We start from the raw sequence: 26032 nt of genomic DNA, 5'->3' as shown, positions 1-26032 counted from the left end.
ATCCTATACACGTTGACCCGTAAGTATCGGGCATAGGAGATCTATCGGCAGCGAATAGTGAAGATGTAACACTTTTGTTAGCTATAGTTTTACAGCGTCATTAGTGGGAGCCGGTGGGAATTAGTTGTATATTCAATGGAGTATGCGCGAATGGCTCCAGTAATTCCATTCGCGCAATTTGATGATTAGCGGACTAATTAAAGACGCACCATTTTACTCATCAGCAGGCGGAACAGGCGCATTCGGGCGCGCATAAAGTTCCGTTTCAGGACTAAACCACTCTGGCGATGATCACCGAGTGACATTGTCACATCGTCGCCTGGATGCCACGCGGGCCATACCACTTCGCCTTCCAGCTGCTGCTTGTATTCGCTGGCATCGCAGGCGAATCTGAACCAGTAGTCGCTGACGCGCGAGGCAAATGCCCGATCGGCGTCGCTGAAAGGCCGGTTTTCATTCGGATCCGGCATCTGGCTCAGGGTGTTAAGGACATATGGCACTTCATTGCCATGCCAGGTCCCGTCAGGATAGAGATCGCGCGCATTCTCAGAGACATAATCAAACCAGTAGCGCCAGCCCGGCATGCCAACATTATGCTGGGCGCGCATCACCAGCCACGGCACCACGCTGAACGCCATGTCGCGCGCCACCGCACGACCGAGGCGCTGATCGTCATGGATGTCATACATCCATTTCAGCATCCGATAGATCACCCGATTTTTATCGCGCAACTGATGCAGCACCGCGGTGGCATCAACGCCAAAGTAGTCCAGCACGCTGGCTTCATCACTGTTGCTGCCCGCCATTAGCGGCAGACGGTGCTGTCGGGCCGCGAGGAAGGTTTTCAGCATCGGTTCCGGCAGCACCGCATCGCCGGAAATCGGCACCGGCTGGATCGCCAGCGGGCCATCCAGCGACCAGAAGGCGTCGGCGGGTAAAGCACGCAACGCATCGGCACTGGCGTCGGGCGGCAGCCCCAGATGCTGTGCAACCGCCATGCCCTGCTGACGCGCTTTTTTCAGCGGCGTATCCGGTAAGCTGTAGGCGCTCTGCACAATCCCCTTGTGAAACAGCCCTTCGGCCAGCGGCGAACAGCAGAGCGACAGCACGCTGCGCGCGCCGGATGATTCGCCAAACAGGGTGACATTGCGGCGGTCTCCGCCAAAGGCCGGGATGTTGCGCTGTACCCACTGCAGGGCCGCAATTTGATCGAGCAGGCCAAAATTATTTATGGTGCTGGCAACAGGATATTGCGCATCTAAAGCCGGATGGGAGAAGAAACCGAGATGGCCGAGTCGGTAGTTGATGGTGACCACCACCGCGCCACGCGAGGCCAGCGGTTTACCGCTGTAGGGTGCCAGACCGCCCGCGCCGATGGTGTAGCCGCCGCCGTGTAACCAGACCATCACCGGCAGCGGTTTTGTCGGTTCGACATCCGGGGTCCAGACATTAAGGTAAAGGCAATCTTCACTAAATTCGCCGGGATCGCCACCGCCAACTGCCCGGCAATAATCGCGGTTTTGCCAGGCTGATGCTGAAAATTGTGTGGCATCACGCAGATCGTTCCACGGCGTGACCGGCTGCGGCGGACGCCAGCGTAGTGCCCCTTCCGGGGCGGCGGCATAAGGTATGCCTTTGAATACGAAAAGGTCATCATCCATGCATCCACGTAACTCACCCTCTGCAGTCATAATCCGCAGACCTGTTTCGTTTTTCATTCCTGTATCCCTGTTCTAACGACACTCCATTATTTGCAGGCCTTGAGACAATGTCTATGTCTGAGGCGGATTTGCAGATTATGCCGAAGGTTGTAGCAAAGGACTGAACAACTTCATCAAAAGGTTTGAATAGGCAACAGAAGGGTTTTTGATTATATTTGCTTACGATTTCCAGCCTGCACCGGCACCTGCCGGCTCGGTTATCCTGCGGGAAGACAGCAAAAAAGAAGACTGCACACAGATAATTACAACAAATCATAACGGCGTAGCGCAGATCCTCTTCTGCTGTTCATCGACCGTATCGTTAATATTATTTTATTAGTTTCGCACCAGCATCAGGGAACACCTCTCCGATTACTGCGCGCCGGCCCGGCTCAGCTTATTAAGCCCGGCGCGCACCTAATTCTATCCCGTTTCGCACTAACCCCCTTCAGCGGCGATAATATAATCGCCGCTGAAGGGGGCTGCTATCCTGGCGGGATAATAGCCCTGTTGCGACGGCATTGGCTATAAAGTCACCACACCACAGCGTGCCAGCGAGCGTTGCTGACGCTCCGCATACAGTGCCATCTCGTCCACCACCGCACTGCCCAGCGCCGTTTCAAACGCTTCCCGGCTGGCCTGGCCTGCCGACCGGACCTGTGCATGATCGCCAAGGTTTGACTGAAAGATGCCCGCGGCGCTGACCGGCAAAAAATCCTCATAGATAATCGGTTCTGCAATGATTCGTCCCTCAGCAATCAGGCTGTCGAGCGTCTCACCACGTGCTGGCGGGCTCGCCATCCCCTTTTCGCTGAGCCGGTAATGGAACCACGCCAGCTCCTGCTGACGCAGCGTCTGCTCATCGTCTGGAAAATCCCGGAACACATCGGTCAGATGCTGCTGATGCTGCTGGTTATCCTGACCGCTGCCCGCCTGATGCAGCAAACGGTCATACAGCGCCCGGCCCTTCGGCGTCAGCGCCGCACCGCGCTGCTCGATTTCACCAAAGCGCGCGGTGTGGGTGCCCTTATGACCATCCCGAAAGGTGATCGCTTCCTCCAGCGCCTTGAAACTGGTCTGGCGTAACAGAATTGGCACCTGACGACGCGGTGGTCCTTCAATCAGAGTTTTCGGTTCGATTCCGCGCGACGGCATCAGTTGCTGCACCCGATCGATATCCAGCGTGCGGGGAGTGAGATGGTTAATGTGACAGCCGGGGAAACAGACCACGTCAGCAATCAGCCGGTGCTGCTGATTCAATGCCTGATAGGTCTGGCTATCGACGCTGCTGTGGGCGTGCCAGCGGAAAGTTTCCAGTGCTTCGGTGACAAACTCCGCCGCCTGCGGGGCGGTGAATCCACCCTGCTGCTGATGTAGCTGCAGCAGTTGCCGACAGCGCGGCGTGAAGATATCGCGCGCCGCCAGAATCGCCGCCGCCCTTTCACGCAGCTCAGGCTCTTCTATCAGCTCCAGTCGTAACAGTGAGGTAAAGACGCGGAAAGGATTACGCCGCAGGGCAGCTTCGTCGACCGGCCGGAACGCGGTGGAATGCACCGGCACGCCGGCCTGGGAGAGATCGTAATAGCCGACCGGATACATCCCCATCACCGCAAACATCTGCCGCAGCGTGGCGAGTTCGCTGGCGCTGCCGACCCGGATGGCACCGTGACGTTCAATATTGAGCCGGCTGAGTTCATCTGCCGCTGCCAGACGATCTTTCAGTGCGGGTTCGGATTCCAGCGTGCGGTCGTTAACCGCCATCACCAACTGCATCAGCGTGCCGTATTGCGGCACTTCCTGCTGATACATGGCGGACATCGCCTGAGAGAAGCGGGTGCGGATTGCATCCGCAGTGAGAAAGTTGTCCATCTGTTCCACCTGACACCGTGAGCGTTGCTGCTAATGTAATGCAACGGAATGGCGCCAGCGGAAAAAATCACGAATTTGTGATCGGCTTAAAGCCGTAGCGGTTTTTTAGCAGCAGCATCAGGGTAGTAATCACCGCCGGAATGGCCAGCAGCAGAAAAATAAAGCTGAACGACCAGCCGAGTGACAGCATTTCTGCTCCGACAAATGCGCTAAGAATTGCGCCGACGCGGCCGACGCCATGCATCCAGCTGGAGCCGGTGGCGCGGGCATGCGTCGGATAATAGCTGGCCGACAGCGCATTCATCCCGGTATTGGCACCGTTGAAACAGAAGCCGCTACAGAAGGCGATGCCGCTCATGATGCCCACTTCCGCCGGAGAGTACCCCAGCGCGACGATAAACAGCCCGCCACAAAAGTAGATCGCCGCCAGTGCCAGGTTGGCATTAAAGCGATCCATCAGCCAGCCGGCAAACAGCGAACCCAGCGTCCCGCCAGCCTGATACATCGCGGTGATAATCGCGGCTTCAGTAACCGACATCCCCAGCGTATTGACCAGCGACGGCAGCCAGCTGCCAATCAGGTAGACCAGAAACAGCCCCATGAAGTAGCCGCCCCACAGCATAGTGCTGCCAAACAGGTAGCTACGCGACAGCACGGTCGCGATCGCCCCGCGCGTGGCAACGCTGGCTTCAGGCGCATGAAACGCGCTATCCGGCTGCGTGACGCCCGGCATCATCCGGTCAACGATAGCGTGAATTCGTGCCGCAGGCGCGCCGCGGCTAATCAGGAAGCGCACCGATTCCGGCAGCCCGCGGATCAAACACGGCAGGACCAGCAGCGGCAGGATCCCGCCGAGCAGCAGCACTGAGTGCCAGTTGTAACGCGGTAACAGCCACGAGGCAGCAAATCCCCCGCTGGCCGCGCCAAAGGTAAAGCCGCAAAATACCACGGTGATGATGAACGCCCGACGTCGTTCTGGCGCGTATTCAGCCACCAGCGTACCGACGTTTGGCATCGCTGCGCCCAGCCCCAGCCCGGTGAGGAAGCGGAACAGCATCATCTGTTCGATGTTTTGCGACAGCGCGGTTGCCAGCGTCCAGAGGCCAAAAAAGAAGACGCTAAGAATAATCATCATCCGCCGGCCGTAGCGGTCGGCTAGCGGGCCGGCTACCATCGCGCCGAGCGCCAGGCCAATCAGTGCGGCACTGATCACCATCCCCAGCTGATGGTTGCTGACGCCCCACGCGGTTTTGAGGGTCGGCGCAATAAAGCCCATAATAGCGATGTCCATGCCATCAAGCGCCACCACAATAAAGCAGAGCGCGATTAACCGCTTTTGCCAGCGACTCAGCGCCTGCTGGTTAATGAGCTGGCGTACATCTACCGCCTCTACGCTGGTCAATGAAAACTCCTCTCGGGCACCCGCCATCGGACATCAGATTTAGTAAAAAAAACGGCGCCAATGATAGCCGATCGTTAACGTTAAGACGTCAGATTTTTATATGATATTGAGAATTATTCAACTTTTAATCGCTAACCCGTTGATCTGCGGTTGCCCTGCTCGCTGGCCTGCTGGCCGCATTCCCATATGACACGTTTCTTTTCAGCGGCTTACCTGGCGAGATGGTTGCACCGCGATATTTGTTAATATAATTTTGCAGCTAAGTTAACAAAATCCATTTTAAATGGTTGCCTGTTACCGGTGATCCTCATTAAGTTTAAGGGATGGAAAAAAATATCCTTTTCAATCAGCGCATTCGCTTGCGCCATTTACATACCTTTGTTGCGGTCGCGCAGCAAGGCACGCTGGGCCGGGCGGCCGAAACGCTTAGCCTGAGCCAGCCTGCCCTGTCAAAAACCCTTAATGAACTGGAAGAGCTGACCGGCGTCAGGCTGTTTGAGCGTGGCCGGCTCGGCGCGCAACTCACCACAATGGGTGAACAGTTCCTGACGCATGCGGTGCGGGTACTTGACGCGCTCAACCACGCCGGACAAAGCTTTAATGAGCAGCCTGCCGATCAGCCGGCCATTATCCGGCTGGGCGCGCTGACCACCGCCGCAATGGGCATGTTGCCGCAGATCCTGGACCGGTTTCATCAGCTGCAACCCAATACCACCATTCAGGTGGCGACCTTACATAATAATGTGCTGCTGGCAGGATTACGGGCCGGTGAGTTCGATATTGGCGTTGGCCGGATGGCCGACAGTGAAATGATGACCGGGCTGACCTATGAACTGCTGTTTCTTGAATCGCTCAAACTGGTGGTCCGTCCGGAACATCCGCTCTTAAGTGACAACGTCACCCTGTCGCGCGCCATGCAGTGGCCGGTGGTGATTTCGCCTGAAGGCACCGCACCGCGCCGTATAGCGCAGCAGATGCTCGACGAACAGGGTTGTTCGCTGCCGCCCCACTGTATTGAGACCTCTTCGACCTCGCTGGCGCGGCAACTGGCGTTGCGTTACGACTACATCTGGTTTGTGCCTTCCGGCGCAATTAAAGAAGACCTTAGCCACAATGCGGTCTGCGCTCTGCCGATTAACTCATCCGGTCCGGGCGAGCCGGTAGGGATTATTACCCGCACCGGCAGTCAGCTCAGCCTGAGCGCCGAAGTGCTGATGTCAACCATGCGCAAATTCCACAGCTAGCGGCTGCGTTTAGCATGCCGCTCACGGTTATCCAGCCGCGCTTTATCGGTTTTACGCAGGCCAACATACAGCGCCCCCGCGCCGCCATGTTGCGCCTGGGCAGCGCAGAAGGTCTGTACATCGTCAAACTGAGTCAGCCAGCGCGCCAGATAGCTGCGCACAATATTGGCATGCGACTCATCGTCGCGGCCTTTGCCGTGAATGATCAGCAGATTGCGCAATCCCTGCTTGTGCGCCTGCACCATAAAATTGAACAGCGCCTGGCGGCATGTTTCCACCGGCTGCCGCAGCAGATTCAGGCTGGCATCCAGCCGGTACTCCCCTTTGCGCAGTTTATCCAGCACGCCCTGCTGTATGCCATCAGCCTTGTATTCCAGCGGCGTGTTCAGCGGCACGATATCCAGATAGCCACGGGTCAGGAAATTCTCCTGTTCAGGATCGCGCGGTGGATGGCGCGGCGCTTTGGTTGAGGGCGATTTGAGCCATAAGGTGCTGGTAGTGTCTTTTAACGGAGTGACATCTCCCATGGCGTCTCGAAAAAGATCGTTATCATCAAGGTTCATGGTTTTCTCACACCTGATTAAAATTGATGGAGGGCAAAACAGGCTTAGGGTGAAAGCGTAGCAAAAGCTAACGGCACTGCGCTAACCCTGTTTTTGGTGATTTTTTGTATCAGACAATTCAGGTTTTAGATCAAAAAGCGGCAACTTTTCGTGACAGTAGCCATTTTGGCATTCTGAGAAGCCCGTCACAGCTATGTTTGGTGCCCGGTCTGACGTCCATACTTTTTGTGCGCCTAAAACTGCTCGGATGAGTTCCCTTCAGCACAAAAAATGTTAAAATTGACACCAGTCAATTATCGTCGAGCAAACCATTATGATCCCTGAAAAACGCAGCATTCGTCGTATTCAGTCGGGCGGTTGTGCCATTCACTGCCAGGATTGCAGCATCAGTCAGCTCTGCATCCCGTTTACGCTAAATGAACATGAGCTGGACCAGCTCGACAATATCATTGAGCGTAAAAAACCTATTCAGAAAGGGCAAACCCTTTTCAAAGCGGGTGACGAGCTTAAGTCACTTTATGCCATCCGTTCCGGTACCATTAAAAGCTATACCATCACCGAACAGGGCGATGAGCAGATTACCGGTTTCCATCTGGCCGGCGACCTGGTCGGCTTTGATGCGATCATGGGTGCCAGCCATCCAAGCTTTGCTCAGGCGCTGGAAACCGCAATGGTCTGTGAAATTCCGTTCGAAACGCTGGACGATCTGTCAGGCAAAATGCCGGCCCTGCGTCAGCAGATGATGCGTCTGATGAGTGGTGAGATCAAAGGCGATCAGGACATGATTTTACTGCTGTCGAAGAAAAATGCCGAAGAGCGTCTGGCCGCCTTTATCTGGAATCTGTCACGCCGCTTTGGTCAGCGTGGATTCTCTCAGCGCGAATTCCGTCTCACCATGACCCGTGGCGATATCGGTAATTATCTCGGCTTAACGGTCGAAACTATCAGCCGTCTGCTGGGCCGGTTCCAGAAATCGGGCATGCTGGCAGTGAAGGGTAAATATATTACTATCGAGAACCACGCCTTACTGGAAGAGTTAGCGGGTCAGAGCCATCAGGCTGCCTGATCGCCGGCCGGATTAATAATTGTTATTTTATTGATCCGGCAGCAACTTTTTCACTTCTTCCGCTGTGCAACATAGGCTATCTTTAATCCAGTCGCTTTGGTTTAAGGAGAGTTCCTCATGTCCCAGTACCAAAATATTCTGGTCGCGATCGATGCCCAGCAAGACGACCAGCCTGCGCTGCGGCGTGCGGTCTATCTCAATCAATTCATCGGCGGCAAAATCAAAGCTTTTCTGCCTATCTATGATTTCTCCTATGAGATGACCACCCTGCTGTCGCCTGATGAACGCGCCTCAATGCGTCAGGGCGTAATCAGCCAGCGCACCGAGTGGATTCGCGAACAGGCACACGCTTACCTGGATGCCGGTGTCGAGATCGAAATCAAGGTCATCTGGCACAACCGTCCCTATGAAGCCATCATTCAGGAAGTGTTAGCCCACCAGCATGATTTAGTGCTGAAAATGGCGCACCAGCACGATCGGCTGGAGTCGGTGATTTTTACCCCGACAGACTGGCATCTGCTGCGTAAATGCCCGTGCCCGGTGTGGATGGTGAAAGATCAGCCGTGGCCGGAAGGCGGTAAAGCGATTGTGGCGGTGAACCTCGCCAGTGAAGAGCCGCATCATGATGGCCTGAATCAGAAGCTGATCCGTGAAACGGTCAAGCTGGCCGAAACCGTGAATCATACTGAAGTCCATCTGGTTGGCGCCTACCCTATCACCCCAATCAATATTGCTATCGAGCTGCCCGATTTTGATCCGAGCGTCTACAACGACGCCATTCGCGGCCAGCATCTGGTGGCGATGAAAGCACTGCGACAGAAATTTTCCATTGGTGAAGAGTTCACCCATGTTGCTAAGGGTTTGCCTGAAGAGGTGATTCCTGACCTGGCGGTGCACCTCGGCGCGGGTGTGGTAGTGCTGGGAACGATCGGACGTACCGGTTTGTCGGCCGCGTTTCTCGGCAATACGGCAGAACAGGTGATTGATCATCTGCGTTGCGATCTGCTGGCAATTAAACCTGATGATTTTAAATCGCCGATCGATCTGGATGATGAAGAGGATGAGGAGGAGTAATCCTGCTCAGTAATAAGGGCGGCTAATCAGCCGCCCTTTTTTATTACAGCGCTTTCAGAATCGCTTCCACACTGGCTTTGGCATCGCCAAACAGCATCTGGGTATTCTCCTTAAAGAACAGCGGGTTCTGCACTCCGGCATAGCCGGTATTCATTGAGCGTTTAAACACGATGACGTTGTGCGCTTTCCACACTTCCAGTACCGGCATTCCGGCAATCGGACTGCGCGGATCTTCCTGCGCCGCCGGGTTGACGGTATCGTTAGCGCCAATCACCAGCACCGTATCGGTTTCGCTGAAGTCATCGTTGATTTCATCCATCTCCAGCACCACGTCATACGGCACTTTAGCTTCGGCCAGTAGTACGTTCATGTGGCCGGGCAAGCGACCGGCCACCGGATGAATGCCAAAACGTACTTTGATACCGAGTGCACGCAGCCTGGCGGTGATTTCCGCCACCGGGTATTGTGCCTGGGCCACCGCCATACCGTAGCCAGGGGTGATAATGACCGAAGAAGAGGCTTTCAGCATCTCTGCGGTCTCTTCCGCGCTGATTTCACGGTGTTCACCCGCGGCGTCGCTGTCATCACCGCTGCTGGTCTCACTGCCAAAACCGCCGGCAATCACGCTGATAAACGAACGGTTCATCGCCTTACACATAATGTAAGAGAGGATCGCACCGGAGGAGCCGACCAGCGCACCGGTGACAATCAGCAGGTCATTGCTCAGCATAAAGCCGGCTGCAGCAGCTGCCCAGCCGGAGTAAGAGTTGAGCATTGACACCACCACCGGCATATCTGCCCCGCCGATGGACGCCACCAGATGCCAGCCAAACGCCAGCGCAATCAAGGTCATCAACAGCAGTGCAAATACCTGCGCCGCGCTACTGCTGGTGTTAACGAACCACAGCAGCAGCAGGAACGAGACCACCAGCGCCAGCAGATTGAGCTTATGACGATGCGGCAACGCCAGCGGCCGCGAGGAGATCTTGCCGCACAGCTTGCCAAACGCCACCAGCGAACCGGTAAAGGTCACCGCGCCAATAAAGATACCGATAAACACTTCGCTCAGATGGATATTCTCCATCACCGCCGGCAGGCCAGGCGCATGATCGATATAGCTGTTGATGCCCACCAGCACCGCCGCCAGGCCGACAAAGCTGTGCAGAATTGCCACCAGCTCCGGCATTTCGGTCATTTCGACCTTCTTCGCCAGACGCACGCCAACTGCCCCGCCGATCACCATCGCCACCAGGATCCACACCACGTTGCCGCTGTCGGGCCCAAAAATGGTGGCCACCAGTGCGATCGCCATGCCGCTGATACCAAAAATATTGCCCTGCTTAGAGGTCTCATGTCGCGAGAGACCGGCGAGGCTACAAATAAACAGAATGGCAGCGACGATATAGGCTGCAGTTACTAATCCGCCAGACATGAATTACCCCTTACGAAACATTTTCAGCATGCGCTGGGTGACGGTAAAGCCACCAAAGATATTGATGCTGGCAATCAGCACGGCAATAAAGGAGATAAACGTCACCCAGCCACCGTGCCCCATCTGCAACACCGCGCCGATGACGATAATGCCGGAGATGGCATTGGTGACCGACATCAGCGGCGTATGCAGCGCATGGCTGACGTTCCACACCACGTAGTAGCCCACCACGCAGGAGAGCGCGAAGACGGTAAAGTGTGACAGGAAATCACTCGGCGCGACGTTGGCCAGGCAGGCAAACAGCACTATCGCCAGCGCGATCAGCAGATATTTACGCCAGGCAGCAACCGGTTTTTTCTCGACCGTCGATACCACTTTTGCCGCAGCCGGTGCGGCCTGCGGAGCAGCGGAGACCTGAATCGGCGGTGCTGGCCAGGTCACTTCGCCTTCACGGATCACCGTAACGCCGCGCACCACCACATCATCGAAATCAAGAGTGATTTCGCCGTTTTTCTCTTTGCATAACAGCTTCATCAGGTTGACCAGGTTGGTACCGTAGAGCTGCGATGACTGGGTCGGTAAGCGGCTGGGCAAATCGGTATAACCGATAATCTTCACGCCATTCGGGGTAACGGTAACCTGATCGGCGACCGTCAGAGCGCAGTTGCCGCCGTTTTGCGCCGCCAGATCGACGATGACGCTGCCCGGCTTCATGCTGGCAACCATCTCTTCGGTAATCAGCGTCGGAGCCGGTTTACCGGGGATCAGCGCGGTGGTAACGATAATGTCCACTTCCTGCGCCTGGCTGGCGAACAGCGCCATTTCGGCTTTGATGAAGGCTTCAGACATCACTTTGGCGTAGCCATCGCCGCTGCCCGCTTCCTCTTCAAAATCGAGTTCGAGGAATTCGGCGCCCATACTCTGCACCTGCTCTTTCACTTCCGGCCGGGTATCAAATGCCCGGACAATCGCGCCGAGGCTGCCCGCCGCGCCGATCGCTGCCAGTCCGGCTACGCCGGCACCAATCACCATCACTTTGGCCGGTGGCACTTTACCGGCTGCGGTAATCTGACCGGTAAAGAAACGGCCAAACTGGTGGGCCGCTTCCACAATCGCGCGATAACCGGCAATGTTAGCCATCGAACTCAGGGCATCCAGCGACTGCGCCCGCGAGATACGCGGCACGGAATCCATCGCCATCACCGTCACCTGACGCGCCGCCAGTTTCTCCAGCAGCGCAGGATTCTGTGCCGGCCAGATGAAACTCACCAGGGTGCTGCCCGCCCGGGTCAGCGCAATCTCATCATCGAGCGGTGCATTCACTTTCAGCACGATATCGGACTGCCAGACCTGCTGGGTGTCACTGAGAGTGGCGCCTGCCGCTAGGTAGCTGTCGTCATCGAAACTGGCGCTGAGGCCCGCGTCATGTTCCAGCGTGACGCTAAACCCCAGCTTGATCAGTTGCCCAACGGTCTGCGGCGTGGCGGCCACACGTGACTCGCCCGGCAATCGTTCTTTGGGTATTCCAATTAACATAGTGTTTCCTTTCATCGGTTAAAGGATGATGGCAAGAAGTCTGCACGACAACAGCGCAACTGAAACACTGTTTCAGCTGCTTATGAACGAAATGCACTTATTTCAAAGTGTTTATAACCTACTGAAAATGTGACGGGCGATCCAGTTCGGCCTGGCGGAGTAGAGACATTCACCCAATTATTCAGTGTTAAAGATAAAAACCCGTGTTATCCCACTACTAAAACCAGTCATCAGCAGATAATCTGCTATGCCTAATCGTGTCAGGGCGCAGATCCGGTTAATAAAAACCTTTATTTAACAATACATTAACTGTTGTAGCACTAAGGCTTACCGGCTTTAACGGTAACCCGCACCAAAAAGGGGCTATAAACGCGGTTCATGACAATCAGATGAAGAATGTCCGGTTGAATAACGCGAGTTGACGCAAAAAATCGCTGCGACAGTCTGTTTATAACATGCAATAATCAGCGGCTAATCTGTTATACATCAAGAGTCCAGCACGTTTTCGTACTCATTTTTGCGTAAGGCGAAGGATTATTTTTATGAAGCTGAAGAACACTATTCTGGCGTCCACCTTGTTATCCCTGCTGGCAGCTAACGCATTCGCTGCGCAGGAGTTGACGCCAGAAAAAGCGGCCGCGTTGAAGCCATTCGAACGTATTAATATCACCGGCCGTTTCAACGCAATTGGCGATGCCGCCGATGCGGTGTCTAAGCGTGCTGATGAAATGGGCGCCGCTTCTTACTACATCCAGGGCATTAACGACACCAACGGCAACAGCGGCAACTGGCGCGTCACCGCGGACCTTTATAAAGCCGATGCGCCTGAAGCGGCCTCTTCCACCAGCTACCGTCGCTTCAACGGCATCAACGAGTTACCTAAAGCTGAAGCCTATAAACTCGAACCTTTCGATACGGTATCAGTGAGCGGCTTCTTCGCCAGCCAGCCAGACGTTAACGATGCGATCTCTAAAGCGGCAAAAGAGAAAGGCGCAGCCTCCTTCTTTATTGTTCGCCAGATTGATGCCAACAACGGCGGCAATCAGTACGTGACGGCTTACGTCTATAAGGCTGACGCAAAAGAGCGTAAGGTGCAGACGCCAAACGCCATTCCGGCTGATTCAGAAGCGGGTAAAGCGGCCCTCGCCGCAGGCGGTGCAGCCGCAGCCAACGTTGAAATTCCGGGCGTGGCCTCTTCTGAGACCCCAAGTAAAAGCGTAGGCCGTTTCTATGAAACGCAAAGCTCAACCGGCAAACGTTATACGGTCAATCTGCCAAACGGCAAATCAGTGCAGGAAGTTAACGCGATAACTGCCGCACAGATGCAGCCGTTCGACACCGTGACCTTCACCGGACACTTCGGTACTCCGACCGAAATCTCTGAAGAAGTGGCTAAGCGTGCCGCGGATAAAGGGGCTAAGTACTACCACGTGACCCGTCAGTGGCAGAACCAGAGCGGCGGTAACCTGACCGTAACCGCAGACATCTTTAAGTAATCCTCTCAGGGCGGCGCCCGCCGCCCTGCTGTTTGCATAATTCCTGTGCTGTTTTGCATATTCACGCATTGCCATCCCCCGCCGCACTCCGTAAAATCTGGCGCCTGTTTCACCGGACATTCTCACCGTTATTTGCCTGATGGCTACCATATACCTGTGATGAAATCCGGTTTACCCAGCCATATATGCTAGCGGGAAGGTTGTTTTGGAGAAAAAATTAGGTCTCGGCGCCCTGACAGCGCTGGTGTTGAGCTCAATGCTCGGCGCAGGTGTCTTCAGCTTGCCGCAAAATATGGCCGCCGTGGCCGGACCGGCCGCATTGCTGATTGGCTGGCTGATTACCGGCGTAGGGATTATCTTTCTGTCGCTGGCAATGCTACTGCTGACCCGTCTCAAACCCGATCTGGACGGCGGCATCTTTACCTACGCGCGCGCTGGCTTCGGCGAGCTGATGGGCTTCTGTTCCGCGTGGGGCTACTGGCTGTGCGCGGTGATCGCTAATGTCTCCTATCTGGTGATCGTCTTCTCCGCACTCAGTTTTTTCACTGACAGCCCGGGCCACGTCGTTTTTGGCGACGGCAACACCTGGCAGGCGATGCTTGGCGCATCGGTACTGCTGTGGCTGGTGCACTGGCTGGTGCTGCGAGGCGTGCAAACCGCCGCCAGCATTAACCTGATGGCGACGCTGGGCAAACTGGTGCCGCTTTTGCTGTTTGTGGTGCTGGCAGTGCTGGCGTTTAATTACGATCGGTTCCGCTTCGATTTCTCCGGCGTCACGCTGGGACAGCCGCTGTGGGAGCAGATTAAGCAGACCATGCTGATCACCCTGTGGGTGTTTATCGGGGTCGAAGGCGCAGTGGTGGTGTCAGCGCGCGCCCGGCAGAAAAAGGATGTCGGTCGCGCCACGCTGCTGGCGGTGCTGGCGGCGCTGCTGGTCTATCTGCTGGTGACGCTGCTGTCGCTGGGTGTGGTACCGCGTGCTGAACTGGCAGAGATGCGCAATCCGTCAATGGCCGGCTTAATGACCCGTCTGATGGGTCACTGGGGCGATGCGGTGATCGCCGTTGGCCTGATCATTTCGGTCTGTGGGGCCTATCTCAGCTGGACCATTATGGCGGCTGAAGTGCCGCTGATCGCCGCGCAGCTGGGTGCCTTCCCGCGCAGTATTGCCCGGCAGAACGTGCACAACGCGCCAGCCGCCTCACTGTGGCTGACCAACGGCAGCATTCAGCTCTGTCTGATCCTGATTGCGCTTACCGGAGCCAACTACAACAACCTGCTGACTATCGCCTCAGAGATGATTCTGGTGCCCTATCTGCTGGTCGGTCTCTATCTGATCAAAGTGGTTCGCGGACAGCGCAAACCGCTGGCGATGGCGGTAGGCATTGGTGCCAGCCTGTACGGTATCTGGCTGCTTTACGCGTCAGGTCCGTTACACCTGATGACCTCAGTGGTGCTGTACGCGCCGGGGCTGCTGCTGTTTATGTTTGCCCGACGCGGCGGCCGCGCGGATATAGCGCTGACCTCACTGGAGCGGATTGCGATGGGAATGCTGATTGCGGCGACGCTGCCTGCGGTATGGCAGTTGACGACTTAATGTGACTGCAGCGGGATGGAGACGCACAGCAGGTCATCCTGCTGTGTCAGATTCAGCGGCTTGCGGTATTCCTGATGAATGGCGTCCAGCTGCTCCGGCGAAAGCGGATAAGGCAGCTGGATATCAAAGCGACTGATCTGCTGCTGTTCAGCAAGCGTAATCAGACGGGCGATGTTAATTTCGTCGCTGACCTGGGTAGAAATGATTTGTAATGCTAATTCTTTAAGCGGGTCGCCACTGGCCTGTAAGCTGTGCGCAGATTTGCGTGTCACCATGCCAAAAATCGGCATCACACCATAAATTGCATCGACGAAGCTCCAGCGTTTTTTACAGGAAGCGGAAAGAAAAGCACTGTAATTGAAGCAGATGCGGTCACTGTATATGGCTGATGCCAGCTCTTTATCAGACACACTCACGCTCCTCATAGTAATCATTACGGTTCCGAACCTGGCGCAAAAAGGCCGCGGTTATGATGGCACATTTTGCCGGTTATATACCAGTGAGATAAGGATATTTCGTGCGATAGCGTAGAGCTCAGGACCAGGAAAAGATATGCTTTCGTTCATCCTTATTCTGCGCAGTGAACTATGAACAAAATCGTTTATGTGGAAGACGAACCGGAAGTGGGCGAGCTGATTGCCGCCTATCTGGGACGTCACGATATTGAAGTGATTGTCGAGACGCGCGGTGACCGTGCCGAAGCGGTAATTGCTGAACAACAGCCGGACCTGGTAATGCTGGATATCATGTTGCCGGGCAAAGATGGCATGACGATTTGCCGTGACCTGCGGGCCAACTGGCAGGGTCCGATTGTGTTGCTGACCTCACTCGACAGCGACATGAACCATATTCTGGCGCTGGAGATGGGCGCGCAGGATTATATCCTGAAAACCACACCGCCGGCGGTGCTGCTGGCGCGTCTGCGCCTGCATCTGCGCCAGTCGCAGCAGGGACAGCCGGAAGATGCTGCGCCCGCAGCGGCGGCCAACCGGATGCTGCGTTTCGGCTCGCTGACCATCGATGCGCTCAACCGTCAGGTCACGCTGTTTGACGAGCAGATCGCCCTCTCCACCGCCGATTTCGATCTGCTGTGGGTGCTGGCCAGCCACGCCGGACAGATCCTTAACCGCGATGCGCTGCTCAAAACGCTGCGCGGCGTCAGCTATGACGGCCTCGACCGCAGCATTGACGTGGCGATTTCCCGCCTGCGCAAAAAACTGCACGACAGCGCGACCGAGCCGTTCCGTATCAAAACGATTCGTAACAAAGGCTATCTGTTTGCGCCACAGGCCTGGGACACCCGCGTGTTATGAGAAAGCTTTTTATACAGTTCTACCTGCTGCTGTTTGTCTGCTTTCTGGTGATGACGCTGCTGGTCGGTCTGGTCTACAAGTTCACCGCTGAACGGGCCGGCCGCCAGTCGATGAATGACCTGATGGCCAGTTCGCTCTATCTGATTCGCAGTGAACTGCGCGAGATCCCACCGCGCGACTGGAATAAAACCATCAAGAGCCTCGATCTCGGGCTGTCGTTTGATCTGCACATCGAGCCAATGAGCAAGTATCAGCTCGATGACGGCAATATGCGCCGGTTACGCGCCGGTGAAATCGTGGCGCTCGACGATCAATACACCTTTTTGCAGCATATTCCGCGCAGTCATTATGTGCTGTCGGTCGGACCGATCCCCTACCTGTTCTACCTGCATCAGATGCGGCTGCTGGATATTGCGCTGCTGGTATTTATTGGCATGTCGCTGGCGCTGCCGGTGTTTATCTGGATGCGCCCGCACTGGAAAGAGATGCAGCGGCTGGAAAAAGCGGCGCAGCGCTTTGGCCGTGGCGAACTCGACGTGCGTACCCACTTTGACAGCACCTCCAGCCTGTTCCGGCTCGGCATCGCCTTTAACCAGATGGCAGAGAATATCAACACGCTGGTTGCCAGCAAGAAGCAGTTAATTGATGGCATCGCCCATGAGTTACGTACGCCGCTGGTTCGCCTGCGTTACCGGCTGGAGATGAGCGATAACCTGACCGATGGCGAACGGGTGGCGCTCAACCGCGATATCGGCCAGCTGGAGAGCCTGATTGAAGAGCTGCTGACCTATGCCCGGCTCGATCGGCCGCGCGTTGACCTTAATCTGCGCTCGCTCGACCTGGCGAACTGGCTGCGTGAGCGGCTCGACGACTTTCGCGCCATCAACCCGCAGGTTCAGCTCGATCTTGACCTGCCGCAGCGGGAAAACACCGGCGTTTCGGATACCCGGCTGATGGAGCGGGTGCTGGATAATCTGGTGAATAACGCGCTGCGCTACGCGAATCAGCGGCTGCGTATCAGCCTGTGGTTTGATGGCCCAATCGGCTGCCTGCAGGTTGAAGATGACGGTCCGGGTATTCCGGCGGAAGAGCGGCAGCGGGTATTTGAACCGTTTGTCCGGCTCGATCCCAGCCGCGATCGGGCAACCGGCGGATGCGGACTGGGGCTGGCCATTGTCCACTCTATTGCCCAGGCGCTCAGCGGTCAGGTGACGATTGAGTCCAGCCCGCTCGGCGGGGCCAGCGTTCGCTTTTGCTGGCCGGTTGATCTACCCTTGCGGGAAATTCCGCTACGTTAACTATTACAAGGAGTCTTGCGTGACCTCAGCGTATCAACAACTTAGCGCGACTTTCCAGCGCTTGTCGCGTTTTAATCACGTCACCGCCATCGCCGGCTGCGATATGCAAACCACCATGCCGCCAGGCGGCAGCCGCGCACGCGGTGAGGCGCTGGCTGAGATGAGCGTATTGCAGCACCAGATTCTGACCGCACCGCAGATCGGCGAACTGCTGCAACAGGCAGAACAGCAGGACCTGAACGATGTCGAGCGCGCCAACCTCAATGAAATGAAGCGCGCTTATCAACAGGCCAGCCTGCTGCCTGACGCCTTCGTTGAGGCAAAATCGCTGGCCGGTTCGGTGTGTGAACATGCCTGGCGCAGCCAGCGTCCGGCCAATGACTGGCAGGGCTTTGCCACCAATCTGAAAGAGGTAGTGCGCCTGAGTCGTGAAGAAGCGCAACTGCGCGCTGAGGCAACCGGCAGCTCCCGCTACGATGCGTTGCTGGACCTGTATGAGCCAGGCATGACCCGCGCCCGACTGGATAAAACCTTTGGCGATCTGAAAAGCTGGCTGCCACAGCTGTTGCAGCAGGTGGTCGAAAAGCAGGCGCAGCAGCCGGTTGCGCTGCCGCAGGGACCCTTTGCCCTGCCCGCACAGCGCCAGCTTGGCCTCAGCATTATGGAAACGCTGGGTTTCGATTTTAACCACGGCCGGCTGGATGTCAGTGCGCATCCGTTCTGCGGCGGCGTGCCGGAAGATGTGCGGATCACCACGCGCTACAATGAGCAAGAGTTTCTCAGCGCCATGATGGGTGTGATCCACGAAACCGGCCATGCGCGCTATGAGCAAAATCTGCCGCAACAGTGGCGGGGACAGCCGGTGGCGCTGGCCCGTTCAACGGCGATTCACGAGTCGCAGAGCCTGTTTATGGAGATGCAGCTGGGACGCAGCCGCGAATTCCTGCAGCGTATTCTGCCGCAAATCATCGCCCGCTTTGGCGACCAGCCCGCGCTGAAGGCGGATAACTTTGTCCGGCTGGCGCAGCAGGTTAAACCGGGACTGATTCGGGTCGATGCAGATGAACTGAGCTACCCGGCGCATGTGATTCTGCGTTATGAGATTGAACAGGCGCTGATCGAAGGCGAGATTGAGGTAGACGATATTCCGGCGCTGTGGGATGAGAAGATGCAGCAGTCGCTGGGTCTCGATACGCGTGGCAACTACCGTGACGGCTGTATGCAGGATATTCACTGGACCGACGGTGCCTTCGGCTACTTCCCGACCTACACCCTCGGTGCCATGTACGCGGCTCAGCTGTTCCAGGCGGTGAAGAAGGCGATTCCGCAGCTCAGCGATCTGATCCAGCATGGCGAACTGCAACCGGTGTTTGACTGGCTGCAACAGAATATCTGGCAGCATGGCAGCCGCTTCTCTACCGACCAGTTGCTGATCAATGCCACCGGCGAATCGCTGAATCCGGCCTTTTTCCGTCAGCATCTTGAACAACGCTATCTGAATAACTAAACTGCGCGGCGGTCATCTGACCGCCCTTTTCCCGCGTTGTACAATCGGTTACACGCCGATACCAAACACCCACGGACACCCTGCAGCGATTTCCCTATAGTCTCTTCACCGGCCCCGCAGTGGGCTACACATGAAAAAAATGTCCGAGGAATTTGCAATGAAAAAATTATTTGCACTGGTTGTCGCCGCTGCTATGGGTATGTCTTCTGTTGCCTTCGCTGCTGATACCACAGCTGCTCCTGCCGCTGCGCCGGCTGCGACTTCAACTACCGCAGCAGCACCAGCGAAAACTGCACACAAAACTGAACACAAGAAACACAAAAAAGCAGTGAAGAAAGACGCAGCACAGAAAGCGCAGGCGGCTAAGAAAGTTCACCACAAGAAAGCAGTAAAACCGGCTGCGCAGAAAGCGCAGGCTGCTAAGAAAGTGCACCACAAGAAAGCAACCAAGCCAGCGGCACAGAAAGCCCAGGCAGCTAAAAAAGTTCACCACAAAAAAGCAACCAAGCCAGCAGCACAGAAAGCCCAGGCAGCTAAAAAAGTTCATCACAAAAAAGCAGTAAAACCCGCGCAGAAAGCGCAGGCCGCTAAAAAAGTTCACCACAAAAAAGTCGTTAAACCAGCGGCTAAGAACTAAGGTCGCCGTAGCGCGCCCGACCACGCGTTAATGATTAAAAACACCCGGTTATGCCGGGTGTTTCTTTACTGGAGTGGATGAAATGGTGCGTCGCTATCGCTTCGAAATTATTCTGCTGATTATGATCCTGTGTGGCATTGTGGCAGCCAGTTTTTTTATTTAACAGTTGTAGCGTACTGATTAACCAATAAAACTCCCTTTTTTAGCGCTCACAGACTATAGTTATCGCAGTTGCTTGATAACAATAACGTCACTTTTTCTCGCCATTGAGAGTTCTATGCGCCTGGCTATCTTGTTAATGGTTGGACTTTTCAGCTTTACCTCCTTTGCTCATGCCGATGATGATGACGACACGCCAACGCCTGACGAAATCAAAATGCTGTTTTTCGGTAAAGATCATCGCAAAGCCATCACCGATATTACCGCGGCCCCCTGGGATGCTATTGGACAGCTGGAAACCGAAAGCGGTAACCTCTGCACCGCCACGCTGATCTCACCGCATCTGGCCCTGACGGCCGGACACTGTTTACTCGCGCCACCGGGCAATTTCGATAAGCCGGTTGCGCTGCGCTTTATGGCGAGCGATAAAGGCTGGCGATATGAAATCCACGACATTGATGCCCGCGTCGAACCGTCGCTGGCCTCAAAGCTGAAAGCGGACGGTGAAGGCTGGATCGTGCCGAGCAACGCCGCGCCGTTTGACTACGGCATCGTGATTTTGCGCAATCCCCCTTCCGCCATTACGCCGATTCCACTGTTTGATGGCTCACGCAGTGAGTTAACTGCGGCGCTGAAGCAGACCGGTCGCAAAGTGACCCAGGCGGGTTATCCGGCCGATCATCTCGATACGCTTTATTCTCACAGTGACTGTTTGATTACCGGCTGGGCGCAACGCGCCGTGCTGTCACATCAGTGTGATACGCTGCCCGGCGACAGTGGTTCACCGCTGCTGCTGAACAGCGATAAAGGCTGGCAGTTGATTGCGGTGCAAAGCTCAGCGCCCGCCGCGAAAGATCGTTATCTGGCCGACAACCGTGCGATTGCCGTTACCTCGTTCAGAGACGAGCTGGAAGCGTTAGCGCAGTAATCGGCTATGTGCCGCAAAGAGAAGCCGGGGCGCGTCATCACTGACGCGCCCCGGTTTTTTATCAGCCTGCAATCTGCTCCATGGTCTGCAGAATGCGCTTATCAGAGATGGGATAAGGCGTGCCGAGCTGCTGGGCAAAGTAGCTAATCCGCAGCTCTTCAATCATCCAGCGGATCGCCTGCACTTCTTCATCATCCTGACGCTGCGGCGGCAATTTATTGCGCCACGCCTGATACGCCTGCTCCACCGCCTGCACTTTCAGCATCCGCGCCCGATCGCTGTGCGGATCGGCTGGCAGTTTTTCCAGCCGCCGTTCGATGCCATGCAGATAGCGCAGACTGTCGCCGAGCCGCTGCCAGCCGTTGCCGGTGACAAAACCGCGATAGACCAGGCCACTGAGCTGCGCTTTGATATCGGATAACGCCAGCGCCATCGTCATGTCGACCCGTCCTTTCAGGCGCTTATTGATGTTGAACACTGCCGTCAGGATCTGCTCGACCTGCTTAGCAATGGTCACCACGGTCTCGTTCAGTTCAGCGCGCACCTTGTCCCGCAGCGCCTCAAACCCGGCCTGATCCCAGGCCGGTCCGCCCGCTTCGGCAATCAGCTTATCAATACCACAGGCGATACAGTCATCGATCAACTCCAGCACTTTGCCATACGGGTTGAAGTAGAGCCCGAGTTTGGCTTTGTTCGGCAGTTTTTCGTGCAGGTACTTCACTGGCGACGGCACGTTGAGCAGCAGCAGACGGCGCTGTCCGCGCCACATCATCTTCTGCTGCTCCTGCTCGCTGTCGAACAGCCGGATAGCGACGCTCTCTTTCTCATCAACCAGTGCCGGCCAGGCTTTCACCTGATAGCTGCCGCGCTTCTGCTCGTAGCTGCGCGGCAGGTCGCCGAAGCTCCAGATATGCAAGCCACTCTGTTCCAGCCCGTCGTCCGCCACTTTTGACAGGGTTTCCTGCACTTTGCCTTTCAGCTGCGCCTTGAGGGCGGTCAGATCTTTGCCTTCCAGCAGTTTGCGGTTGTGTTCATCCACCACCCGGAAGGTCATTTTCAGATGATCGGGCACCTGATCCCACTGCCAGTTTTCCCGCTCCAGCGTGACGCCGGTCATGCGGCGAAACTCCCGTGACAGCGCATCCAGCAGCGGCATCTCCATTGCCGTGACCCGACCCAGAAACGCTTCGGCGTAGTTCGGTGCCGGCACCAGATTGCGCCGCAGCGGCTTAGGCAGCGACTTAATCAGCGCAATAATCAGTTCGCGCCGCACGCCCGGAATCTGCCACTCAAAGCCACTCTCTTCCACCTGGTTAAGCAGTGGCAGCGGGATATGCACCGTCACACCGTCGGCATCAGCACCCGGTTCAAACTGGTAGCTGAGCTTCAGCTTGAGGTTGCCCTGATGCCAGAAGTTGGGATAGTCGAGCTGGCTGACCTTGTCCGCACCCTCCTTGATCAGCATCTGCTTATCAAAGTTAAGCAATTCCGGGTTGTCGCGGCTGGCCTGCTTCCACCAGCTATCAAAGTGCTTCGCCGACACCACCTCTTTACCGATACGCTGATCGTAAAAGGCGAACAGGGTTTCGTCATCGACCAGAATGTCGCGACGACGCGATTTATGCTCCAGATCTTCGACTTCGCTGCGCAGCTTCTGATTGTTGCGGAAGAAGGCGTGACGCGTCTGCCAGTCGCCCTCTACCAGCGCATGACGGATAAACAGCTCACGGCACAGGGTCGGATCAATGCGGCCATAATTGACTTTGCGCGCCGCCACTATCGGCAGGCCATACAGCGTCACTTTCTCGGTGGCCATCACAGCACCCTGCGATTTCTCCCAGTGCGGTTCGCTGTAGCTGCGCTTGATCAGGTGCTGGGCCAGCGGCTCAATCCACTCCGGCTCGATGCGCCCGGCGGTGCGGCCCCACAGCCGGCTGGTCTCCACCAGTTCCGCCACCATGGTCCATTTCGGCGGCTTCTTAAACAGCCCGGAGCCGGGGAAGATGGCGAAGCGGGTATTACGCGCGCCGGTGAACTCCTGCTTATCGGCATCTTTCTGGCCGATATGCGACAGCAGGCCGCTTAACAGTGCGCAGTGAACTTCGCGCATGCCTGCCGGCTCGCTATTGACCGGAATGCCCAGTTCGCGCACCACCTGCCGCAGCTGGGTGTAGATATCCTGCCATTCACGCACCCGCAAATAGTTGAGGAAATCGCTTTTGCACTGGCGGCGGAACAGGTTACCCGACAGCGCCTTTTGCTGCTCAGCCAGGTAATTCCACAGGTTAACGAAGGCGAGGAAGTCGGAATCTTTATCAGCAAATCGCCGATGTTTTTCGTCAGACGCCTGCTTTTTCTCGGCGGGACGCTCGCGTGGGTCCTGAATCGATAAGCCGGCGGTGATGATCATCACTTCACGTACGCAGCCAAATTTCTGCGCTTCCAGCACCATCCGCGCCAGTCTTGGATCGACCGGCAACTGCGCCAGCTGACGGCCGGAACCAGTCAACTGGTAATGGCCGTCCTCTTCGTTCAGGGTCAGCGCGCCCAGCTCTTCCAGCAGGCGTACCCCATCCTGAATATTGCGCTTATCCGGCGCTTCAACAAACGGGAAGGCGGCGATATCGCCCAGTCCCAGCGCGGTCATCTGCAGAATAACCGACGCCAGATTGGTGCGCAGGATTTCAGGATCGGTAAACGCCGGGCGGCTGAGAAAGTCATCTTCGGAATAGAGCCGGATACAGATCCCTTCTGACACACGACCACAGCGCCCTTTACGCTGATTGGCCGACGCCTGTGAAATCGGCTCAATCGGCAGTCGCTGCACTTTGGTGCGGAAGCTGTAGCGGCTGATGCGCGCGGTTCCGGGATCGATAACATATTTGATGCCGGGCACCGTTAGCGAGGTTTCCGCCACGTTGGTGGCCAGCACAATCCGCCGGCCGCTGTGTGACTGGAATACCCGATTCTGCTCGGCATTCGACAGCCGGGCGTAGAGAGGCAGAATCTCGGTATGCGGCAAATCACGTTTAATCAGCGCGTCTGCGGTATCACGGATCTCACGTTCACCACTCATGAATATCAGGATATCGCCGCGGCTCTCATGGCTCAGTTCATCTACCGCATCAAAGATCGCCTGCAGCTGATCGCGATCGCCGTCATCTGCCTCTTCCACTACCGGCCGGTAGCGCACTTCCACCGGATAGGTGCGGCCAGAGACTTCAATCACCGGCGCATTATTGAAATGCCGCGAAAAACGCTGCGGATCGATGGTCGCTGAGGTGATGATCACTTTCAGATCGGGCCGACGCGGCAGCAGTTCACGCAGGTAACCCAGCAGGAAGTCGATGTTCAGGCTGCGCTCATGCGCTTCATCGATGATGATGGTGTCGTACTGCATCAGCAGACGGTCCTGCTGAATTTCCGCCAGCAAAATCCCGTCGGTCATCAATTTGATCTGGGTCAGATCGCTGACCTGATCGTTGAATCGCACTTTGTAACCGACGCAGCCGCCGAGCGAGGTATCCAGCTCGTCGGCGATGCGGTTCGCCACGGTGCGCGCCGCCAGGCGACGCGGCTGGGTATGGCCAATCAGCCCGGTCACGCCACGCCCCAGCGCCAGACAGATCTTCGGCAGCTGGGTGGTTTTACCGGAGCCGGTTTCGCCAGCCACAATCACCACCTGATGATCGCGTATCGCCGCGGCAATATCCTGCTGCTTCTGGCTGACCGGCAGATTTTCCGGGAAGGTGATGGCCGGGGTGGCCGCGCGACGCTGGGCCACCTTCTGCTCGGCGGCGCTAAAATCCTGCTCCAGCTCGCTGGCGATGCCCTGTTGAGCCGCCGGATTTTTAACTTTCCTGGCACCCTGTAAGCGACGCTGCAGGCGCTGGCGGTCGCGCAGCATTAACCCGTCAAGCCGTGACCAGAGTGAAGCCAGTGGGGAGGTATCGGGAGATGACATAATAATGACGTACCTTACTCAGACGCTGTCGCTGCCGATAGCAGCGCGCTGCAAGCCGGGATAACCGGCTGATTCAATAAAATAATTGCGCGCATCATAGCACATTTCGACCTGTGCCGGAGGGCGGCGCACGTTACGCTTATTCAATAAATTCGAACATTGACCTCGAAATATTGCGCTTTCACCGCGCCATTGATAACCGTAGAGTGTAAACCATTGAGCGGAAAGCCTTCCGCGTTACAGACAGGAAATCACCATGAGCAAAGTTTTAGTTCTGAAATCAAGCATCCTCGCAGGCTACTCACAATCCAGCCAACTGGCTGACTTCTACGTTGAACAGGCAAAGTCTCAGGGCAAAGAAGTGACCGTACGCGATCTGGCAGCAAACCCGATTCCGGTACTGGATGGTGAGCTGGTTGGTGCGCTGCGTCCGTCTGATGCGCCACTGTCACCACGTCAGCAGGAGGCGCTGGCGCTGTCTGATGAGCTGATTGCAGAACTGCAGGCGCATGATGAAATCGTGATCGCTGCACCAATGTACAACTTCAACATCCCGACTCAGCTGAAGAACTACTTCGACCTGATCGCTCGTGCTGGTGTGACTTTCCGCTACACCGAAGCAGGCCCGGAAGGTCTGGTGAAAGGCAAGCGTGCGGTGGTGATTTCCAGCCGTGGCGGCATTCACAAAGACACCGCGTCCGATCTGCTGACGCCATACGTGAAGCTGTTCCTGGGCTTCATCGGTATTACCGACGTTGAGTTCGTATTCGCTGAAGGTATCGCTTACGGTCCGGAAGTGGCTAACAAAGCGACCGCTGAAGCTAAAGATACTATCCAGCAGATCGTCACTGCATAATCTTTTGATGCCGTTGTACTTGCCGGGCCCTGTGCCCGGCTTTTTTTCGCCTGGCGTTACTCTTTCTTCAGCCACTGACCGTTGATGCCGCGAACATATTCGCCCGCCGCGGCGCGGCTGACCAGTTTCTGGCCGGCGATGCTGGCAACCTCGGCGGTGGTTAAATTGTTCTGCTCTGCCACCCGCTGATACTGCTGCTGTCGTCCCGCGTTAATGCGTTCTGTCAGCGCCCGGGTTTCGCTGTCCTGCGCCCGGGCGGCCAGATAGCCCGACAGGGTTTCGCCCACCCGTCCCGACTGGCGGGCCTCGTCCAGCGTCAGCGCCCAGGCAGGCTGGGCCATCACCAGGGCGAGCAACAGGGCTACGCTGATGCGTTTCATACTCGCTCTCC

At 56.4% G+C, this 26032-nt stretch carries 21 protein-coding genes; 12 read left to right on the top strand and 9 right to left on the bottom strand.

Annotated elements, in window-relative coordinates:
- Nucleotides 1–197: 197 nt before the first annotated feature.
- From AABB92_RS04995 to AABB92_RS04985, 3 genes are all read right to left on the bottom strand, one after another.
- Nucleotides 198–1718, bottom strand: a complete 1521-nt coding sequence (locus AABB92_RS04995; RefSeq protein WP_031376762.1) for a carboxylesterase/lipase family protein — start codon at nucleotides 1716–1718, stop codon at nucleotides 198–200.
- Nucleotides 1719–2225: 507 nt separating this feature from the next.
- Nucleotides 2226–3569 carry a 2-oxoadipate dioxygenase/decarboxylase HglS gene (hglS, locus tag AABB92_RS04990; RefSeq protein ID WP_031376763.1) on the bottom strand — a complete coding sequence of 448 codons (1344 nt, stop codon included), beginning with the start codon at nucleotides 3567–3569 and terminating at the stop codon, nucleotides 2226–2228.
- 67 nt (nucleotides 3570–3636) lie between these two features.
- Nucleotides 3637–4971, bottom strand: a complete 1335-nt coding sequence (locus tag AABB92_RS04985) for an MFS transporter (RefSeq protein WP_031376764.1) — start codon at nucleotides 4969–4971, stop codon at nucleotides 3637–3639.
- A 323-nt stretch (nucleotides 4972–5294) separates the two neighbouring features.
- Between AABB92_RS04985 and AABB92_RS04980 the strand changes: the two genes are divergently transcribed.
- Nucleotides 5295–6215, top strand: coding sequence for a LysR substrate-binding domain-containing protein (locus AABB92_RS04980; protein WP_031376765.1), 921 nt, complete (start codon nucleotides 5295–5297; stop codon nucleotides 6213–6215).
- On the opposite strand, the gene smrA is transcribed toward AABB92_RS04980, so the two are convergent.
- Nucleotides 6212–6778 carry a DNA endonuclease SmrA gene (gene smrA, locus AABB92_RS04975; RefSeq protein ID WP_031376766.1) on the bottom strand — a complete coding sequence of 189 codons (567 nt, stop codon included), beginning with the start codon at nucleotides 6776–6778 and terminating at the stop codon, nucleotides 6212–6214. The two genes, AABB92_RS04980 and smrA, sit on opposite strands and share 4 nt — an antisense overlap.
- Before the next feature lie 313 nt (nucleotides 6779–7091).
- On the opposite strand from smrA, the gene AABB92_RS04970 reads away from it, so the two are divergent.
- Nucleotides 7092–7844, top strand: coding sequence for a fumarate/nitrate reduction transcriptional regulator Fnr (locus AABB92_RS04970; RefSeq protein ID WP_009090088.1), 753 nt, complete (start codon nucleotides 7092–7094; stop codon nucleotides 7842–7844).
- A 117-nt stretch (nucleotides 7845–7961) separates the two neighbouring features.
- Nucleotides 7962–8918, top strand: coding sequence for a universal stress protein UspE (gene uspE, locus AABB92_RS04965; protein ID WP_031376767.1), 957 nt, complete (start codon nucleotides 7962–7964; stop codon nucleotides 8916–8918).
- 43 nt (nucleotides 8919–8961) lie between these two features.
- Here uspE and pntB read toward each other — a convergent pair whose 3' ends face one another.
- Both pntB and pntA read right to left on the bottom strand, forming a co-directional pair.
- Nucleotides 8962–10350 carry a Re/Si-specific NAD(P)(+) transhydrogenase subunit beta gene (gene pntB, locus AABB92_RS04960; protein ID WP_046288303.1) on the bottom strand — a complete coding sequence of 463 codons (1389 nt, stop codon included), beginning with the start codon at nucleotides 10348–10350 and terminating at the stop codon, nucleotides 8962–8964.
- A gap of 3 nt (nucleotides 10351–10353) precedes the next feature.
- The gene (gene pntA / locus AABB92_RS04955) at nucleotides 10354–11886 is read right to left on the bottom strand and encodes a Re/Si-specific NAD(P)(+) transhydrogenase subunit alpha (RefSeq protein WP_031376769.1); all 1533 of its coding nucleotides are present in this window, start codon (nucleotides 11884–11886) and stop codon (nucleotides 10354–10356) included.
- A 542-nt stretch (nucleotides 11887–12428) separates the two neighbouring features.
- On the opposite strand from pntA, the gene ydgH reads away from it, so the two are divergent.
- Complete coding sequence (gene ydgH / locus AABB92_RS04950) at nucleotides 12429–13382, top strand: DUF1471 family protein YdgH (protein ID WP_031376770.1); 954 nt, start codon at nucleotides 12429–12431, stop codon at nucleotides 13380–13382.
- Between the two features lie 205 nt (nucleotides 13383–13587).
- Complete coding sequence (locus tag AABB92_RS04945; protein ID WP_031376771.1) at nucleotides 13588–14979, top strand: basic amino acid/polyamine antiporter; 1392 nt, start codon at nucleotides 13588–13590, stop codon at nucleotides 14977–14979.
- Here AABB92_RS04945 and AABB92_RS04940 read toward each other — a convergent pair.
- Nucleotides 14976–15389, bottom strand: coding sequence for a hypothetical protein (locus AABB92_RS04940; protein ID WP_031376772.1), 414 nt, complete (start codon nucleotides 15387–15389; stop codon nucleotides 14976–14978). The two genes, AABB92_RS04945 and AABB92_RS04940, sit on opposite strands and share 4 nt — an antisense overlap.
- A gap of 177 nt (nucleotides 15390–15566) precedes the next feature.
- Here AABB92_RS04940 and rstA point away from each other — a divergent pair, with 177 nt between their 5' ends.
- The 6 genes from rstA (at nucleotide 15567) to AABB92_RS04915 (ending at nucleotide 20821) form a co-directional block, all read left to right on the top strand.
- On the top strand, nucleotides 15567–16292 hold the full coding sequence (rstA, locus tag AABB92_RS04935) for a two-component system response regulator RstA (RefSeq protein ID WP_031376773.1): 726 nt from the start codon (nucleotides 15567–15569) through the stop codon (nucleotides 16290–16292).
- Nucleotides 16289–17590 carry a two-component system sensor histidine kinase RstB gene (gene rstB / locus AABB92_RS04930; protein ID WP_031376774.1) on the top strand — a complete coding sequence of 434 codons (1302 nt, stop codon included), beginning with the start codon at nucleotides 16289–16291 and terminating at the stop codon, nucleotides 17588–17590. Before rstA ends, rstB begins: the two co-directional genes overlap by 4 nt.
- Before the next feature lie 19 nt (nucleotides 17591–17609).
- Nucleotides 17610–19097 (top strand): carboxypeptidase M32, encoded by a 1488-nt coding sequence (locus AABB92_RS04925; protein ID WP_031376775.1) that lies wholly within the window; start codon nucleotides 17610–17612, stop codon nucleotides 19095–19097.
- Between the two features lie 157 nt (nucleotides 19098–19254).
- The gene (asr, locus tag AABB92_RS04920) at nucleotides 19255–19734 is read left to right on the top strand and encodes an acid resistance repetitive basic protein Asr (protein ID WP_031376776.1); all 480 of its coding nucleotides are present in this window, start codon (nucleotides 19255–19257) and stop codon (nucleotides 19732–19734) included.
- 82 nt (nucleotides 19735–19816) lie between these two features.
- Nucleotides 19817–19897, top strand: a complete 81-nt coding sequence (gene ydgU / locus AABB92_RS23520; protein ID WP_456152378.1) for a small membrane protein YdgU — start codon at nucleotides 19817–19819, stop codon at nucleotides 19895–19897.
- A 114-nt stretch (nucleotides 19898–20011) separates the two neighbouring features.
- On the top strand, nucleotides 20012–20821 hold the full coding sequence (locus AABB92_RS04915; protein ID WP_031376777.1) for a trypsin-like serine peptidase: 810 nt from the start codon (nucleotides 20012–20014) through the stop codon (nucleotides 20819–20821).
- A gap of 61 nt (nucleotides 20822–20882) precedes the next feature.
- On the opposite strand, the gene hrpA is transcribed toward AABB92_RS04915, so the two are convergent.
- Nucleotides 20883–24785 (bottom strand): ATP-dependent RNA helicase HrpA, encoded by a 3903-nt coding sequence (gene hrpA / locus AABB92_RS04910; RefSeq protein ID WP_046288302.1) that lies wholly within the window; start codon nucleotides 24783–24785, stop codon nucleotides 20883–20885.
- A 256-nt stretch (nucleotides 24786–25041) separates the two neighbouring features.
- Here hrpA and azoR point away from each other — a divergent pair, with 256 nt between their 5' ends.
- On the top strand, nucleotides 25042–25641 hold the full coding sequence (gene azoR, locus AABB92_RS04905) for an FMN-dependent NADH-azoreductase (RefSeq protein ID WP_031376778.1): 600 nt from the start codon (nucleotides 25042–25044) through the stop codon (nucleotides 25639–25641).
- A gap of 56 nt (nucleotides 25642–25697) precedes the next feature.
- Here the strand turns inward: azoR and AABB92_RS04900 are convergent, their stop codons facing one another.
- A complete protein-coding gene (locus tag AABB92_RS04900) occupies nucleotides 25698–26021 on the bottom strand; it encodes a YdbL family probable chaperone protein (RefSeq protein WP_031376779.1) in 324 nt (107 codons plus the stop codon).
- Nucleotides 26022–26032 lie beyond the last annotated feature (11 nt).

This window comes from Pantoea brenneri (assembly GCF_038594305.1).
Lineage (GTDB): Bacteria > Pseudomonadota > Gammaproteobacteria > Enterobacterales > Enterobacteriaceae > Pantoea > Pantoea brenneri.
The sequence above is the reverse complement of the archived record's forward strand: the minus strand, read 5'-3'. Positions and strand labels throughout refer to the sequence as shown.

Excerpts from the sequence above, each read along its gene's own strand:
- AABB92_RS04995 (WP_031376762.1), bottom strand. The coding sequence starts at position 1,718 with ATGAAAAACGAAACAGGTCTGCGGATTATGACTGCAGAGGGTGAGTTA.
- hglS (WP_031376763.1), bottom strand. The coding sequence starts at position 3,569 with ATGGACAACTTTCTCACTGCGGATGCAATCCGCACCCGCTTCTCTCAG.
- AABB92_RS04980 (WP_031376765.1), top strand. The coding sequence starts at position 5,295 with ATGGAAAAAAATATCCTTTTCAATCAGCGCATTCGCTTGCGCCATTTA.
- smrA (WP_031376766.1), bottom strand. The coding sequence starts at position 6,778 with ATGAACCTTGATGATAACGATCTTTTTCGAGACGCCATGGGAGATGTC.
- AABB92_RS04970 (WP_009090088.1), top strand. The coding sequence starts at position 7,092 with ATGATCCCTGAAAAACGCAGCATTCGTCGTATTCAGTCGGGCGGTTGT.
- uspE (WP_031376767.1), top strand. The coding sequence starts at position 7,962 with ATGTCCCAGTACCAAAATATTCTGGTCGCGATCGATGCCCAGCAAGAC.
- pntB (WP_046288303.1), bottom strand. The coding sequence starts at position 10,350 with ATGTCTGGCGGATTAGTAACTGCAGCCTATATCGTCGCTGCCATTCTG.
- pntA (WP_031376769.1), bottom strand. The coding sequence starts at position 11,886 with ATGTTAATTGGAATACCCAAAGAACGATTGCCGGGCGAGTCACGTGTG.
- ydgH (WP_031376770.1), top strand. The coding sequence starts at position 12,429 with ATGAAGCTGAAGAACACTATTCTGGCGTCCACCTTGTTATCCCTGCTG.
- rstA (WP_031376773.1), top strand. The coding sequence starts at position 15,567 with ATGAACAAAATCGTTTATGTGGAAGACGAACCGGAAGTGGGCGAGCTG.
- rstB (WP_031376774.1), top strand. The coding sequence starts at position 16,289 with ATGAGAAAGCTTTTTATACAGTTCTACCTGCTGCTGTTTGTCTGCTTT.
- asr (WP_031376776.1), top strand. The coding sequence starts at position 19,255 with ATGAAAAAATTATTTGCACTGGTTGTCGCCGCTGCTATGGGTATGTCT.
- ydgU (WP_456152378.1), top strand. The coding sequence starts at position 19,817 with ATGGTGCGTCGCTATCGCTTCGAAATTATTCTGCTGATTATGATCCTG.
- AABB92_RS04915 (WP_031376777.1), top strand. The coding sequence starts at position 20,012 with ATGCGCCTGGCTATCTTGTTAATGGTTGGACTTTTCAGCTTTACCTCC.
- hrpA (WP_046288302.1), bottom strand. The coding sequence starts at position 24,785 with ATGTCATCTCCCGATACCTCCCCACTGGCTTCACTCTGGTCACGGCTT.
- azoR (WP_031376778.1), top strand. The coding sequence starts at position 25,042 with ATGAGCAAAGTTTTAGTTCTGAAATCAAGCATCCTCGCAGGCTACTCA.
- AABB92_RS04900 (WP_031376779.1), bottom strand. The coding sequence starts at position 26,021 with ATGAAACGCATCAGCGTAGCCCTGTTGCTCGCCCTGGTGATGGCCCAG.